The organism is Kutzneria sp. 744, assembly GCF_000568255.1.
Taxonomy (GTDB): domain Bacteria; phylum Actinomycetota; class Actinomycetes; order Mycobacteriales; family Pseudonocardiaceae; genus Kutzneria.
This window is the reverse complement of sequence record NZ_KK037166.1, coordinates 8,858,467-8,873,405: the sequence shown is the minus strand read 5'-3', so window position 1 is coordinate 8,873,405 and position 14,939 is coordinate 8,858,467. Positions and strand designations below refer to the sequence as shown.

Here is a 14,939-nt window from a genome sequence, read left to right as displayed (position 1 = left end):
GAGGCGGCGGCGGCCTCAGCGGCGCCGGCGGAATCCCCGTTGGCCAGAAGGATTGTGGCGCGGGCCAGGGCGGCGTGGCCGCGATGGCCGTTGAGGCCGCTGACCGCGGCGGTCATTTCCGCCCGCTGTGTGGAAAGCTCGGCCGCCGCGAGATCGCCGAGCGCCAGCTCCGCGTGCACGAGCGTGCGCAGCCACGCCGCGCGGGTGGGAAACTCCAGCTGTGGCAACGTTTCGCCGCCGCCTATCTCCAGCAACGTGCTGCGGGCACCCGGCGCGTCGCCGGTGAGCAGCTTGGCCTGGGCCAGCATGCCGGCGGCGATCGTCGGGCCACGCCCGGCGGCACTGCCCATTTCGGACACTGTCTTTTCCGCTTCCCGCAAGGCAATCGCCGGCTCGCCCGTCCACAGCTGCACGGCGACGACCACACCGGCGGCCATCGTGCGGAGCTCGTCGCTGCCGACCAGCACCGCCGCCTCGAACGCCTCGTCGGCGTGCCGGGCGGCCTCGTCCAGTCGCCCGGTCCACAGGCAGGCGTAGGCCAGCCCCACGAGGATGTCGGCCAGCAGATAGCTGCGTCCGCTGACCCGGGCCAGCTCAAGGCCGCGACCGAGGTGCCGGACGGCATCGTCGTACCGTTCCAGGAAAACCTCGGTCCAGCCGGCCCGCAGGATGGATTCCAGCTGGCCCATCAGCATCTTGTCCTGGGCCCGGTCGATCATGCGCACGGCGGTGTCGAGATGGGCGGCGGCCTCGGCGGTGGAGCCGTAGAAGGTGTGGGCCAGGGCCAAAAGCGCGGTGATGGTGGACAGCAGCTCGTGCTCGTTCTCGGCCGTCGCCGACTCCAGGGCCCGCTCGCCCCAGCTCACGGCCGTGGCGAAGTGGCTGCCCCGCATGGCGCCGGCGGCGACCTCCAGCTCCAGCGCCGCCTTGCCCTTGCCGGTGCCCAATTCGCTGAGCAGCAACCGTTTCACGCCGGTCGGGCTGCCCAGTAGGCGCTCGACCATGGCCAACGTGGTGACGGCTTCCAACCGCTGTTCGCTCGGGCCGGCGGGTAGTCGTCCCAGCACCTCGTGCAGGATCTCGCGACTCTCGTTGAGCTGGCCGGCGACGGCGAGCGTGTGGGCCAGCCGCATGGACAGCTCCGGCTGGTCGACGGCCCGATCTCCCAGCAGCCGCAACGCTTCCCGTAACCAGTGCGCGGCACGGGCCGGGGCCAGCGAGGTGGCCTGATCCGCCGCCTTGACCAGCACCTCCACCGCCCGCGTGTCCCCGATCGTCGCCGAACGTTCGAGGTGGATCGCCTGCACGGCAAGGGAAGCGCCGCGTTCGGCGAGCAGGCCGGCGGCCCGTCCGTGCGCGCCGATGCGCCAGCCGGCGCCGGCGCTGCCGTACACGACGGAGCGCAGCAGCGGGTGCCGGAACTGGAATCGCTGCCCGGCAAAGGACTGCCGGATCAGGTCACGGGCGATCAGCTCGTCCAGGGCGTCCAGCGTGGCGATCTCGCCGGTCTGCGCGACGGCCGCGATCAGCCCGGCCTCGAACTCCTCCCCCAGCACCGCGGCGGCCTGGGCGACCAGCCGGACCGGGGCCGCGAGATAGGCGAGTTCACCGATGAGAACGGCACGGACCGTGTCCGGCAGCTCCTCACTGGCCCCGGGATCCAGCCGCAGCAGGGCATCGAGGTAGAACGGGTTGCCGCCGCTGGCCAGGAACAGCTCGGCCCGGCGGGCCTCCGACACGGATTCTCCGCACATCGCGGCCGCATCTGCGGGCGTCAACGGGCCGACGTCGATACGCCGCCACCAGTCCTCCCGGCCCAGCGCGGAGAACGCCGTGGCCAGGCGGTCCGGCAATTGCCGGGGCCGATAGGCCATCGCGAGCACCGCGGGGCCCTCGGGCGGGTGCCGCAGGACGTGCTCGATCAGCTCCACGCTGGCCTCGTCGGCCCAGTGCACGTCGTCCAGCACGAGCACCGTGCCCGGCAGCAGCGACCGCGCCGAGCGGTACAGCGCGGCACGGCCGTCCGGGGTGTCCACGCTGGTCAGCAGGTCCGTCCAGGCGTCGCCGAAGGCGTCGGAGAACATCGCGAACGGCAGCCGCTCGAACTCGGTCGCCTTGCCGGCGGCGACCGGACGGCGGCGCGTCGAGGCGGCCGCGCGCAGCTCGGCCAGCAGGGCCGTCTTGCCCATTCCGGGCTCGCCCACCAGTTCCACGACCCGGAAATTGTCGGCGTCAAGAGCGCGCGCCAGCTCCCCGAGCTGCGCTTGTCGACCCACTACACCGAATGCCACCGTCCGCACCCCATCGCGACACATGTAGGGAAATGCCGGATGTTAGCGGAAACGGGGGATCGACATGGTTGTCGTGTCGCTGTCGCGGCCGAACACGCCCGCTGATCGCGTCACGGAAATGTCTCGGACAAAGATCAAGCAACAAGGAGAAATGGACTCGTGAGCACGCCCCAGGCCATGCTGCCGGCAGTTCGGCGCCCCGGCACGATCATGGCCGCGCTGATCGCCACCCTCGTCTCGGCAGCAGCCGGCGTCGCCGCCGCGATCACGGTGTTCGCCGGCGGCACGAACATGGTGAAGTCGCTGCTGGAGGACCCGGCGGTGCAGGCCCGGCTCGGCCTGTCCGACGACCTGTTGAAGACGGCGCAGGACCTCGGCGGGGACCTGTACCAGCAGGTGCTCGACCAGGCCTACGCCACGCTGTCGGCGCGGGCGGTCTTCGGCGCCGTGCTGGCCGTGCTGCTGCTGGTGTTCGCGGTGCTCGCGCTCGGCGCGGCGCTGTGGGCCCGCATCCTGATCACGGTGGTCGGCCTGGTCGCCGTCAGCCTGCAACTGCTGGTGGTCACCGACGTGGCAACCAGCTCGATGAAGCTGTTCGGGCTGCTGGTGGTTGCCAGCACGGTGGTCGCGATCGTGCTGTGGTGGCTGCCGGCCAACGGCCGGTATGCCAAAGCCGCGGCAAGGCTCCCCCACGCCTGAAGGCGGGGGGACGCTGAGCCCGCGGGTGAAGCGGGGCCGACGTCCGCGGCCCCGCCTCAACGCGTGCTCAGTTCTTGCTGACGAACGTCGCCGCGGCCTTGCGGCCGGCGGTGACGGTCGCGTTGTGGTCCTCGATCTTGCCGGACTTCGAGCCCGGGAACACGATGTACGTCACCGGGTCGGCGGTGCCGCCGTTGCTGGGATCGGGGTTGATGCCCAGCGCCTGCGCCGTCGCGTAGGACGCCTCGCCGATGATGTTGTTCGGGCCCTCGTCGCCGAAGACCGCGTACTCCACCTGTCCCTTGTAGACCACGGCCAGGATGTCGCCGCCCTTGATGCCGTTGCTGGCGTACTTGAACCGGCTGCTGGGCAGCGGGATCACCACGTACGGCGTCTTGGCGGCGTTCATCGGCTTGCCGTCGGACTGGTGGAACGAGGTGTCGTTCTGGTAGCAGCAGTCGGTGTTCTCGTTGCACTGGGTGGTGCGCTGGCCGTCGCAGTCGATGTTCATGCCGGACGTCCAGAAGAAGGCGCCGGTGGCGCCGCAGATGTTGACCTTCTTGTTGGCCTGGGTGTTCGTGTACGTGCCCTTGCTGACGACCTTGCAGTTGGCGGTCTTCGCCAACAGCTCGGCCGCCGTCGGGCTGCCGCCGTCGGCCTTCGGCGCCGCCTGGGTGGCGGCCGGGGCCTGGGTCGCGGCCTGAGCGGTCAGCTGAGCAGGGACGAGCACCACGGCGGCAGCGATCAGGGCTGCCAGCGCGTACTTCAACTTCGCCATGCGATTCCTCCGCAATATGGCTCTAGACCACTTTGCGGCGGCGGATGGTCAACGTTGTACGGCATTCAAAGCTGAGCCGTCAACGTGTGTCAGGCGGGCAGCCGGTCCAGGAAGGCCCGCTGTCCCTTGACCAACTTGACGCGGGCGTCGTCGACGGTGAACCAGGCGACGCGGTCCACTTCCGGAAACTGCCTGGTCTTGCCGGACCTGGGCGGCCATTCCAGGTCGAAGGTGCCGGGCACGACCGCGTCCGGGTCAAGATCGCCTTCGACCGCCCACAAGGTCACGGTCTTGCCGGACTGCTTGACGTCGCCCAGCGGCAGCAGCTCCCCGTCCGGCGCCGGCAGCCCCAGCTCCTCCCGGAACTCGCGGCGGGCGGCGGCCAGCGGGTCCTCGCCGTCCTCGATCAGGCCCTTGGGCACGGACCAGGCGCCGTCGTCCTTGCGGGCCCAGAACGGGCCGCCCATGTGGCCGATCAGCACCTCCGTCCGGCCGTCGACCTTTCGGAACACCAGGATCCCAGCGCTGCGCATGCGGCCAGTATCTCGTGACGACGAAGTGACGGCCCGCCGATACCCTCCGGGTCACCAACCCGGAGGGGAGCACCATGTCTCGACGGCCCGTCCTCGTCGCGCTGGCGGTTGTCGCTGTGACCGTCGGCCTCGCGCCGGAAGCCGCCGCATCGCCGATCGGCCACCACCAGCCGACCGCGGAGATCTTCGCGACCAACAACACCGCCACCATCACGGATCCGAACGACCCTCGGTTGAAGGACCGTCTGGCCGCCTTCGGCGCTCAGGTGCGGGGCATCATCGCGACCAACGGCTCATGGCCCGGTTGCAGCACCCTGCTCGACGGCGTCTTCTGGTCCGACGACCTGAAGACCGCCACCTACGAGCGGTCCCGCGAGTTCGATGTGGACCACGTCAGCGCCGGCGGCCTGCACCACATCGCGTCCGTGATCCGCAAGCAGTACCAGCAGGAGTCGGTGCTCACGTTCCAGTACCTCCCGCAGCCCGGCGCCGACTCGGTCGAGGTCGAGGTGCCCGGCGTCACCGTGCAGCAGCTGTTCAACGGCCTGGCCGCAGACCCGGTGCTGCGCGACGAGCTCGGCGGTGGGTCCGTGACGGCCGACGGCGGGCGGCTGGCCCTGATCGCCGACAAGTCGGAGCTGGCCTCGATCCGCAAGTTCGTGGGCGTGCTGGGCGCGAACTGGTCGAAGGCCACGGTCGCGTACGGGCACCTGGAGTTCGTCGCGGACTGACAGCCGCACGATGCCGTAACCGAGCAGCGCGATCACCAGCACCGCTGCCATGAGCTCCACCGCACCACCCCCTGGCGCGGCGCCGGCGGTCCCCCCGAAGGACCTACCGGCGCCGCCGCCACCAGGTGTAGACCCGATGCGATGTTCGGTGTCGCCGATCGCTGTCGAACAATCGGAGTCCTAACAATGTCAACGCTGTGACGTGCGGAAACGCGCCCGGTAGGCGGTCGGCGGACCGACAGCGTGCGCAGGAACAGCCGCCGCAGCGTCTCCGCCGAGCCCAGCCCGACCCGCCGGGCGATGAGATCCACGGGGTCGGTGCCGCTCTCCAGCAGCGCGCGGGCCGCCTCCACCCGGACGGTGTCGACGTATTCGGCCGGCGTGCGGCCGATCTCCGCCGTGAACAGGCGGGCCAGGTGCCGGCCGCTCATGTTGACGCCGGCCGCGAGCTCCGGGAGCCGGTGCGAGGCCGAGGGGTCGGAAGATCGCGTCCATCACCTGCCGGACGACGGCTGCGCGGGTTGCGGGGCCGAGGCGAGCGCTGAACTGGGACTGGCCGCCCGGCCGGGCCATGAACACCACCAGCGGCGGGCGACGGCTCGGGCCAGGTCGGCGCCGTGGTCGTCCTCGATCAGCGCCACCGTCAGGTCGATGCCGGCGGTGATGCCCGCGGAGGTGACGATGTTGCCGTCGCGGACGAACAGCGGATCCGGCTCCACGATGATCTTCGGATAGCGGCGTTCCAGGTCCTCGGCCAGCTGCCAGTGCGTGGCCGCCCGCCGCCCGTCGAGCAGGCCCGACTCGGCCAGCGGGAAGGCCCCCGCGCACACGCCGGCCACTCGTTTCGATCGTTGGGCCAGCGTTCGCACGGCGTCGACCAGGGCTCGGTCGGAGACCGCCCGCTGCCAGTCCGGCCGCCCCGGCACGATCATCGTGCCGATGTGCGCGGGCACCTCGTCGAAGGTGGTGTCGGCGGCGATCCGCACCCCGGCCGAGGTCGTGACCGGCTTGCCATCGGCCGAGGCGATGACCACCTGATAGTCGGCGCCCTGCTCGTTCGCGCTGGTCAGCGCGTCGACGGGGCCGGCGACGTCCAGCAGTTGCACGCCGTCGAAGGCCAGCACGACCACCAGGTGGCGGCTCATTCCGGCCAGTCCGAGTTCAGGATCGTCTCGACGAAGTCGCCGCGCCGGAAGCCCGGCACGTAGTGGGCCAGGACGTCCGCCTTGACGTTGCCGAAGGTGGTGTCCGGCTTGGGCGCGATGCCGTCGGTGAAGGACTGGAGGATGCGCCGCTTGAAAAGTCGGGGCGGGGGTGCAGGGCCACGACCTCGGCCCGCTGCTCGGGGCTGATGTCGTGGTAGCCGATGGAGGGAGCAGTCGTACTCGACGCCCGCCGTCAGCAGCGCGATCTCGGGCTCCATGAACTCCGGGATGCCCGGGGTGGTGTGCAGGGCGATGGCCGTCCACACGCGACGGACGCTGTCCTCGGCGACGTCGTGGCCACGCAGGAAGTCCCTCGCCGCCACCGCGCCGTCCACCTCGAACCGGCGGCCGCTGGCGTGATGCGCCTCGCCGAGGCCGATGTCGTGGAACATGGCCGCGACGTACAGCAGCTCGGGGTCCCAGCTCAGGTCCCGGTTGCGGCCCTGCAGGCTCGCCCAGTGGTAGACCCGGCGGGAGTGGTCGTACACGAGATCGGTGGTCTGGTCGCGGACGAGTTCCGTGGCCTCGCGGGCGATTTTCGTGTCGGGGATCTGGATCGTGGTCATGACTACGATCCTCGTATCCGGACATCGCTTCGGCCCACGTCCATCAGGCCACCATACCCACGTATCAGGACAGGCGCCGCTGCCACCAGCGGCGCTTCCTGTCCTCGGTGACGACGGGCGGCTGTATCGGTTTCGCGTGGGCTGCCCGCCATTGCTCGACGGCCTCGTCGGCGTCGACCGGGCCGACCTTCACGTGCGGGCCGGACGGCGAACGCAGCCAGGCCACGATCCGCTTGTTCAACTCCGACACATGCTCGCGTACCTGCCGCTCGGACGTCAGGTCCTCGATCACGCCCGGCAGGCGCTCGATCTCCTTGCGCAGCTGGAGCGACTCCGGCAGCAACGCGCCCCCGACGCCGCCCTCCCGTGCGACATAGCTGCGCGCCCACCAGTCCGGGTCGCGCAGCTCGCCGCGGTCGGGCAAGGGTTTCCCCCTGCCCGGCAGGTCGTCGAACTCCCCCCGCTGCTCCCCCTCACGGATCTGCTTGTCCAGCCACGTCTCGAAGCTCATGCCGGCCGGCTTGCGTTCCGTCACAAGGCCGATTCTACTGGATTTTGCCCGAGAACGAGGCGGAGCTGCGGCAGGTGCCGGAGGTCGCGGACTGGCAGTTCACGGTGATCACCAGGTGCTGTCCCGGCAGGATGCGCCAGGTCTGGCCGACGTGGTAGTCGAAGGCGCGGAAGTTGCCCAGGCCGAACTCGGCCAGCACCTGGTTGTCCCGCTGGATGCGGATGATGCCGTTGTCGCCGTACGGGTTCTGCAGCAGGAAGTCGGTCACCACAAGGACCTTGTCGGCCGGCGGCGGCACCTCCATGCCGAACTTCTTGAAGTTGTTGGCATCCGCGGTCACCGCGGCGTTGGCGACGATGCGGAAGTCCGTCGCCGTGCCGGGGACGTCGGTGGCGCCCGTGCCGCCCGCACCGGTGCCGGCGCCCGGCTTCGGGGCGTTGCCGCCGCCGGCCGCCTGCTGCGCCTGCGCGGCCTGCTGCTGCGCGGACTCGGCCTGCTGCTGCGCGCGGTCGGCGATGGAGATGACCGGGGTCACCTGCTCCTGCGCCGCCTGCTTGGCCGTCGACTGCACCTCCGGCTTGACGATCGTGAACCACAGCACAACGGCCAGGATCAGCAGCGCGATCAGCGCCGCCAGCGCCGGCAGCAGCCACTTGGGCAGCAGCTGGTTCTGGATGAACGTGCCGTCGGCTGAGACCGGGTCGCCGCCCGTGGTCAGCACCGTGGTCTGGAACTGGTGCTTGTGCTCGACCCCGCGCAGGTAGCGCTTGTGCGGCCTGGCCGTGAACGGGACGAACGCGGCCGTGCCCGGGTCGACGGTCAACGTCGGCTGGCGGAAGCGGAAGGACAGCCGCTCCTCGGTGTCGGTGGCGATGAGCTCCACCTCGGCCGGGGCGTTGCCCAGGTTGTCGATGACCAGCTCGTGCCGGCCGTTCATGCGGCCGTGCGAGGTGCGCGGCGTGACCTCGGCCCGCAGCTCCATGAACGCCGCGACGGTGATGACACCCTCGTCGACGACCGAGCCCTCCGGGTCCTCCCGGGACTTGACGCGGACGCCGAAACGGCGTCTGCCCGGCGCGCGCGTCGGCGCTGCGCGGCGGGGCGAAGGTCAGCGCCACGGTGCCCACGTCGCCGGGCATCAGGTTCACGACGCGAGGCTCGGCGGTCGCCCACTTCTGCGCGTCGCCGATGACGTCCACGGCGAACTGGTCCACGATGCTGCCGGTGTTGCGGATCTGCACGACACAGTGGGCCTGTTCGCCGGGAGCGACGGCCAGGCTCGGCTGTTCGAGCGACGTGATGGCACCCATGGCGGAAAGTGTCGTGCCCTGGCACGATCTGAGGCAGCGACGTTCGGGAGCCGCAGGGGGCGACACGGGTCGCACCAAAGGGCGAGCAGCGGCGACCGGAAGGTCGCCTGTTCAACGGCAGCGGCCGCGGCCGGCCGTGCCCTAGCTTCTGGCCCATGAGCTTGCATGTCCGCGGGCCCCTGCTCGCCCTCCTGGCGGCGGTCGGTCTCCTCCTGGCGACGACCGTCCTGCTGGTGGTCGGCCAGGGGCCGGCCGCGGTCGCGGCGGTGTCGCCGGGAACGACCGTACGCGCCTCCGTGCAGAACAACGGATCCCAGGCGAGCAGCGGCGGTTCATGGTCGACAGTGTCGGCCGACGGCCGCTACGTGGCCTTCGCCAGCCGCGGGCTGGTCCCCTCGAACTCCGAAGGCAGCCACCTGGACGTGTACGTGCGGGATCTGGTCGCCGGCACCACCACGTTGATCAGCACCGGCCCGGACATCATCGTCCACGCGGCGCCCGATGCCCTCAGCGACAGCAACGGCGACAGCTACGAGCCGTCCATCTCCGCCGACGGCCGCTACATCGCCTTCACCACCCAGGCCAGCAACATCAGCGGCGCTGCCGAGGGCGGCGGGCACGCGATCGTGGTGTGCGACCGGGATCCCGGCAACAGCGGCAAGTTCCAGAGCCCGTGCGCCTTCACCACCGTCAGCGTGCTGCCGCCGGAGACCGGGACGCACGGCGAGTCCCTGAACGCCCACTCCCCGCGACTGTCCGGCGACGGCTCCCGTCTCGCGTGGATCGAGGGCTCCGGCTGTTACACGGAGGCGGTCGGGCAGGAAACCCTTCTCGTCACCACGTTGCACAAGTCCGCCACCGGCTCGCTGTCCGCGCCCGCGCGGACGGACTCCATCGCGCAGAACATGCCCCTGCCCGATTCCCGCACCGAGGACTTCTGCGACCCCGCGCTGTCGGCCGACGGCAACCACCTCGTGGCGTCCGTGAAGTACATGTCCACCCAGACCGACGGCGACTTCTACGCCATCGTCAGCAATGACCTGCGCACCAACAAGATCACGCGTCTTGACGTCACCACCGCCGGCGACCCGCTGAACTCCCGGGCCCAGTACTTCGAGCCCACGGTCAGCGCCGACGGCCGGCACGTCGCCTTCACCAGCATCACCGACGGCGACACCTCCGCCCGTGTGCACCTCGTCGACCGTGCCGCCGGTCCGGGCGCGGTCGTCAAGACTTCCGTGGTGTCCAAGGACTTCGCCGGCAATGAGCACGACGGAAAATACCCCGCGCTGTCCGCCGACGGCCACTACCTGGCGTTCGTCACCGACGCCCCCGAGATCACCGAGAGCACCGGGCCCAGCGTCGACTTCAACTGCTTCCACCCGAACATCCTCTCCCTGCGCAAGAACGCCGTCCTCCAGTCCTCGTCCGCCCCCGAGCCCGGCATCCAGGCGTGCCAGGTCGTGGTCGTCAACCTGCTGACCGCCCAGCACCCCGAGCTCGCCTCGGCCAACCTGAAGTCCGCTCCCGGCGACCGGGACAGCCTGTTCCCCGTCATGCCCGCCGACGGCGGCTCCGTCGTCTTCGACTCCGACGCCGACGACCTGGTGGCCGGTGACACCAACCGCACCACCGACTCCATCGTGCGGACCTTCCAGGCCGGCGTGATCGCCGACCCCGTCGACTTCGGCTCCGTGACCGTCGGCCAGACCGCCGAGCGAACGGCCACCATCCACCACACCGGCTTCGGCCCCCTCGGCTTCGACCAGGTCGCCACCACCGGCGCCGGCTTCTCCGTCGGCGGCCAGACCTGCACCAACGCGCCCTTGAACGGCACCGACACCTGCCTGGTGACCGTGAAGTTCTCCCCCACCGACACCACCGCCCGTACCGGCGTCTTGTCCCTGCGGGCCAAGGGCTCCGGCAAGATTTTCACCGTTGACCTTCGCGGCGTCGGCACCCAGGTCGCTTTGAAGCCCCCGCAGTTCTCCGCCGGCCCCGACCCGCTGGACTTCGGGCAGCAGCTGCCGTTGGCCAAGAACGTGATCAAGCTCGTCACGGTCGTGAACAACGGGGAGTCACCTCTTGTCGTGAGTGGGGTTTCCATCACCGCGGGTCAGCAGGCCGGTGACTTCACTGTTTCGGCGAACGGATGCACCACCGTCCAGGCTGGACAGACGTGCACCGTCACCGTGAAGTACAGCCCCACCGGCCGCGCCGCCTTCGCCACCACACCCGACCAGCGCACCGCCGTCCTCCGCTTCGAGGACAACGCCGCCGGCTCGCCGCACCTGTTGGCGTTGAGCGGATCCGTGACCATTCCCACCATCAAGCTCAGCCCCACCGTCGGTCCTCCCGGCTCCGTGATCACCGTGACCGGCACCGGCTTCGCCGCGTCGAGCGCCGTTCTCGTGCACTACATGAACGGCTTTCCCGAGTCCGCCACGGTCAATTCGGATGCGAACGGTGGGTTCAGCACCCCGTTGTTGGTGTTCCCGTTGAGTGAGCTCGGGCCTCGGACCGTGCAGGCCTCGGTGAACGGGTCCACGCCCGCCGTTGCCGGGACAGCGGAGCTGCTGGTGAGTCCTGGGAGTTTGACCGCGCCGGAGTACGACTCCCGGCACTGAGGTTGTTTGGGTGAGGGGCCTTCGCGGCGATGCCGTGGAGGCCCTTTGCTTTTGGTGGTGCGTGGTGAGCATTGGGCACCTCCCCCGCGGCTCGCCCTTCACCGGTAGACGTCATTCCGGTCACCAGCGTCACTACCGGGTTCGCCCGCCCCGTGACCGTCCCGGGGTCAGTGGCTCCGCCCACCCATACCCTGACCTCGCGGTCATCAGACGCACGGGGCACTCGTCCCCGCCTGCCCCTGCACCAACCCGCAGGCCAGCTCGCCGTTGCGTCAAGCGTCCGCACCACGCGGTAGACAGCCCGTCGGCGCGATTTGAGCGGTGCGCGAGTGAGGCGACGCGGCGTCGGCATGTTGTGCGGTTGCGTTTTACAGACGGCTTCGGAGAGGCCGATGGTTTGCGGGCGGGTCGAGGTGAGCGGGCCGCCGTGAGGGAAGCGATTTCCTGAAGGGAAATTCAGGCTTCCACGATCGCGTATGCGTTGGCACGCAAGGGAAGTCGATCTCCAGGAGGCAGTAGGATGGAGGCATGACAGGCACTCCGGATTCACCGGCCGGCGCTGAGATGTGGCAGCGGGGTGAGAGGGCGCTGTGGGGAGTGCTGACGGAGGGGACGGAGCGGCGCTGGGCGGTGTACGTCGAGCAGCTTGAGGCGCTGGCGGAGCTGTGGGGCCAGACGACGATGGACAAGGACGACCGCCGGTCGATGGTGGCGGATCTGATGGTTCAGCTGAGGCTCAAGCGGGGGCCGGCGCGGGAGATGCTCAGGCATGCGGAGCTGTTGCGCAGCGCGGTGATTCGCGAAGCGGCGCATTCTGGAGTACTGAGTGTCGAGCACCTGAACGTCATCGATGCCACGTTCAAAGAGGCGCCGGTGGCGGAACGGGACAAGGTCGAGGCCACGCTGGTGGAGAACGCGGCGACGTTCCACGGGCAGAAGTTCGAAGTGCTCGCGCTGCGGATCCTGCAGAACCTCGACCAGGATGCCACCGCCCGACTCTGCTGTCTTAATCATAGCCGGTAAACGCGCGGTTCGGGCGGCCACAATCGCACGACTGGGAAATACCGTGAGACGCGGCTAGTCATTAGCGGGGCGTTAGCCACGGTACAACGTTTTGTCTCTCTATGTAACCCGTTCAACAGATCTGTGTGTGAGTTAGTATACGACTACCATCTAAGTGCGCAGTTCTCCTCCCTCGGCTTCTACTATTGACTATGTACCCCGTGCAATGTTTGTAGATCGAGGACAACGCTTTGCAGCTAAGATGACGAGAAAGACTAGCCCAATCAGGAGGGGCATGGTAGCCGACGACGGGCCAAGACCCGCGCACCACGGCCGAACGGCAGGGGGACGCGCTCGCGGAGCTCATCGAACTGGCCTCCATGAGCGAAGACCTGCCGGAAGAAGGCGGAGAGCGGCCGCACCTGGCCCTGACCATGTCCCTCAGGGACTTCGCGGAGCAGAAGGGCCTGGCCGAGGTCGAAGGCAAGGGGCCGATGAACGCGGCCTCCGCCCTCCGGATCGCCTGCGACAGCACGGTCATGCGGGCGGTGCTGAAAGCCGACTCCGAAGTCCTGGACATCGGCAGGCTCACCCGGACGATCCCCAAACAGATCCGCCGGGCGCTGATAATTCGAGACCGAGGGTGTGCCTTCCCGGGCTGCTGTCGGAGACCGAGGCAATGCCACGGACACCACGTGCAGCACTGGGCACAAGGCGGAAGGACGAGCCTGGACAACCTGGTGCTGTTGTGTGGGGAGCACCATCGCCTGATGCACCACGGGCATTGGACGGTCGCGATCAAGAACCGCATGCCGGTGTTCGACGGTGGATGGGCGGAAGCCGGCTAGAGCGCGGGAGCACAAGGCACACAAGGCGGGCACGGTCGGAAGAAAGTCACCCCGGGACGAGCGGGTTCGGGGCGACCTGGCTCGGAAGAATGGGGCACCCGCACCGGGCCGGCAGGAAAGGCACGCCCGCGACGATGATTGGCCGACGGAGCACGTCGCCCCGAGCCGGGTCGGGTGGTCAGCAGCAAACCGCCCCGGGCCGGTGGGCCCGGGGCGGCGTGGAGCGGGCGGTCAGCTGCGCTGGAAGAGCTCGATCTCGCTGATGGCTACGTCGGTGCCGTGCAGGGACTGGTAGGTGGCCATCACGTGCAGCTCGACGCTGGTGATGTTGTGGCCGTTCTGGAGGGTCAGCTCCTGGGGATCGGGCTGGTCCTTGAGCTGGAGGTCCTCGGCCTTGCCGGTGGAGTAGACCAGGTGCAGGCGCTCGACGCGGAAGGTCTGGTCGAACTTGTCGTTGTCGCCGTTCTGGATGATGGCCTTGTCGATGTTCACGGGACGGTCGAAGGTGAACACGAGGGTGGCCTCGCCCTTGTTGGTGGGGGCGGCCCAGAAGGTGTTGCTGACGCTGTCGGCGGCCTGGTCGGCGGGGTGGGTGGGCTCCTCGAAGGTGGCGGTGACCTTGGTCGGGTGCACAGGGGCGTAGGTCATGTCGAGGGCGGACTGGGCATCCTGCTGCCACGAAGCGACCCGGTCGTTGACCCACGTGCGGACGGCGGGCAGGGAGCCGTAGGCGATACCGCCGAGCACGAGGACGACGGCGACCAAGGCCCGGATGGTCTTGAAGGCAGCGCTGAAGGCCCGGCTGGACGCGGTGCGCTTCGCCTTGCGGTCCTTGGCGGTGCGCTCCAGGGCCTTGCGGACCTTGGTGCGGCGCCTGGGCAGGATCTTGCGCCACCACGGCGTCTTGACGACCTCGGCGGTCAGCAGGCTGGCGCCGCAACGACTGCAGAACTTTCGGGTGTCGGGATTGCCCTCGCCGCAGTCGCCGCAGATGAGGTCGCCGGGCTGCAAACGGCGCGTCGGCGGCTTCTTGACGACAGCGGTGACCCGCTTCTGCTCACGCTCGGGGAGAACGGACAGCGTGTCGGGCTTGGGCGGGGTGGCGGTGGTCGACTGAAGCGGGACGACCAGGGCGGACTCGATCGGGGGCTGGACCGGTGTGTGCGTTTGAGGGGTCGGAAGCTCCAGGGAAGGCTCGGGCGCGGCGAAAGAGCCGGCGGCGGGCGGGAAAGCGCCGGAGGTGCTGGAGGCCGCAGGGCCGACCGGAGCGAAGGTGCCGCCGCCGTTGGCGGTGGGACTGGAAACGCCAGCGGGCGAGCCGAACGGGCCGGGCGCGGTGGACGGCTCGGGCAGCGTGAGTGGGCCCGAGGCGGTGGAGGGCGGACCGACGGGGGCGGACCCGGCAAACGTGCCAGTGGCCGCGCCGACGGGAGCGGGTGAGCCGACAGCTCCGGCTGAAGGGCCGGCGGGCATGCCGGGGTCAACCGTCCCAGCCGGAGAACCGGCGAACGCGGCAGCGCCGGCCAACGAACCGGTAGCTGCGGCAGGACCGCCCGTCCCAGCCGAAGGACCAGCATGCGCGGCAGGACCGACTGCGCCGGCCGGAGGACCGGCGTAGGCGGCAGGACCAACCGTGCCGGATGCAGCACCGAAGGGCGTGCCAGCGCCAACTGCGCCAGCGGGCGGGCCGGGAGGACCAGCGGGCCGCGGCGGGCCCACGGCGCCGGCGGGCGGACCGACAGTGCCGGCAGCAGACGGTCCGGCCGGGCCAGCAGGCGGCCCAGGAGGACCCGCAGGCGGACCGGGAGGACCGGCGGGAGCGCCGACCGTGCCGGCGG

General features: G+C 69.8%; 15 protein-coding genes and 1 pseudogene. 7 read left to right on the top strand and 9 right to left on the bottom strand.

Features of this window, described 5'->3' with window-relative positions; translation table 11 throughout:
- A partial coding sequence (locus tag KUTG_RS40760) for an ATP-binding protein (RefSeq protein WP_084580381.1) occupies window positions 1–2,315 on the bottom strand: 2,315 nt, incomplete at its 3' end.
- Between the two features lie 135 nt (window positions 2,316–2,450).
- On the opposite strand from KUTG_RS40760, the gene KUTG_RS54555 reads away from it, so the two are divergent.
- Window positions 2,451–2,990: a hypothetical protein gene (locus tag KUTG_RS54555; RefSeq protein WP_052395990.1), complete on the top strand. Its 540-nt coding sequence runs from the start codon at window positions 2,451–2,453 to the stop codon at window positions 2,988–2,990.
- 67 nt (window positions 2,991–3,057) lie between these two features.
- Here KUTG_RS54555 and KUTG_RS40750 read toward each other — a convergent pair whose 3' ends face one another.
- The gene (locus KUTG_RS40750; protein ID WP_043724690.1) at window positions 3,058–3,768 is read right to left on the bottom strand and encodes a glycoside hydrolase family 75 protein; all 711 of its coding nucleotides are present in this window, start codon (window positions 3,766–3,768) and stop codon (window positions 3,058–3,060) included.
- 89 nt (window positions 3,769–3,857) lie between these two features.
- On the bottom strand, window positions 3,858–4,301 hold the full coding sequence (locus tag KUTG_RS40745; RefSeq protein WP_043724687.1) for an NUDIX hydrolase: 444 nt from the start codon (window positions 4,299–4,301) through the stop codon (window positions 3,858–3,860).
- A gap of 74 nt (window positions 4,302–4,375) precedes the next feature.
- Here KUTG_RS40745 and KUTG_RS40740 point away from each other — a divergent pair, with 74 nt between their 5' ends.
- Window positions 4,376–5,032, top strand: a complete 657-nt coding sequence (locus KUTG_RS40740; RefSeq protein ID WP_043724684.1) for a hypothetical protein — start codon at window positions 4,376–4,378, stop codon at window positions 5,030–5,032.
- Window positions 5,033–5,064: 32 nt separating this feature from the next.
- Here the strand turns inward: KUTG_RS40740 and KUTG_RS64495 are convergent, their stop codons facing one another.
- The 5 genes from KUTG_RS64495 to KUTG_RS40720 all read right to left on the bottom strand — a co-directional run bounded on the left by KUTG_RS64495 (window position 5,065) and on the right by KUTG_RS40720 (window position 8,296).
- Window positions 5,065–5,463 carry a helix-turn-helix domain-containing protein gene (locus tag KUTG_RS64495; protein ID WP_232241222.1) on the bottom strand — a complete coding sequence of 133 codons (399 nt, stop codon included), beginning with the start codon at window positions 5,461–5,463 and terminating at the stop codon, window positions 5,065–5,067.
- Window positions 5,464–5,526: 63 nt separating this feature from the next.
- Window positions 5,527–6,177, bottom strand: a complete 651-nt coding sequence (locus tag KUTG_RS40735) for an AraC family transcriptional regulator (protein WP_232241221.1) — start codon at window positions 6,175–6,177, stop codon at window positions 5,527–5,529.
- Window positions 6,174–6,803 (bottom strand): HD domain-containing protein, encoded by a 630-nt coding sequence (locus KUTG_RS40730; RefSeq protein WP_232241220.1) that lies wholly within the window; start codon window positions 6,801–6,803, stop codon window positions 6,174–6,176. Before KUTG_RS40730 ends, KUTG_RS40735 begins: the two co-directional genes overlap by 4 nt.
- Before the next feature lie 64 nt (window positions 6,804–6,867).
- The gene (locus KUTG_RS40725; protein WP_052395989.1) at window positions 6,868–7,338 is read right to left on the bottom strand and encodes a DnaJ family domain-containing protein; all 471 of its coding nucleotides are present in this window, start codon (window positions 7,336–7,338) and stop codon (window positions 6,868–6,870) included.
- A gap of 10 nt (window positions 7,339–7,348) precedes the next feature.
- A complete protein-coding gene (locus KUTG_RS40720; RefSeq protein ID WP_052395988.1) occupies window positions 7,349–8,296 on the bottom strand; it encodes a hypothetical protein in 948 nt (315 codons plus the stop codon).
- Window positions 8,297–8,779: 483 nt separating this feature from the next.
- On the opposite strand from KUTG_RS40720, the gene KUTG_RS40715 reads away from it, so the two are divergent.
- The 4 genes and pseudogenes from KUTG_RS40715 to KUTG_RS65470 all read left to right on the top strand — a co-directional run bounded on the left by KUTG_RS40715 (window position 8,780) and on the right by KUTG_RS65470 (window position 13,101).
- Window positions 8,780–11,251 (top strand): choice-of-anchor D domain-containing protein, encoded by a 2,472-nt coding sequence (locus tag KUTG_RS40715; RefSeq protein WP_043724681.1) that lies wholly within the window; start codon window positions 8,780–8,782, stop codon window positions 11,249–11,251.
- Window positions 11,252–11,779: 528 nt separating this feature from the next.
- On the top strand, window positions 11,780–12,274 hold the full coding sequence (locus KUTG_RS40710; protein ID WP_157495135.1) for a DUF222 domain-containing protein: 495 nt from the start codon (window positions 11,780–11,782) through the stop codon (window positions 12,272–12,274).
- 305 nt (window positions 12,275–12,579) lie between these two features.
- A pseudogene (locus KUTG_RS65475) lies at window positions 12,580–12,879 on the top strand (DUF222 domain-containing protein); the annotation flags it as partial.
- Window positions 12,853–13,101 (top strand): HNH endonuclease signature motif containing protein, encoded by a 249-nt coding sequence (locus KUTG_RS65470; protein ID WP_255361051.1) that lies wholly within the window; start codon window positions 12,853–12,855, stop codon window positions 13,099–13,101. The pseudogene KUTG_RS65475 and the gene KUTG_RS65470, both read left to right, overlap by 27 nt.
- A gap of 231 nt (window positions 13,102–13,332) precedes the next feature.
- On the opposite strand, the gene KUTG_RS54550 is transcribed toward KUTG_RS65470, so the two are convergent.
- Window positions 13,333–14,574, bottom strand: a complete 1,242-nt coding sequence (locus KUTG_RS54550; RefSeq protein ID WP_052395986.1) for a discoidin domain-containing protein — start codon at window positions 14,572–14,574, stop codon at window positions 13,333–13,335.
- Window positions 14,575–14,741: 167 nt separating this feature from the next.
- Here KUTG_RS54550 and KUTG_RS64490 point away from each other — a divergent pair.
- Window positions 14,742–14,939 (top strand): hypothetical protein (locus tag KUTG_RS64490; RefSeq protein WP_043724677.1); only part of this gene is annotated, 198 nt, incomplete at its 3' end.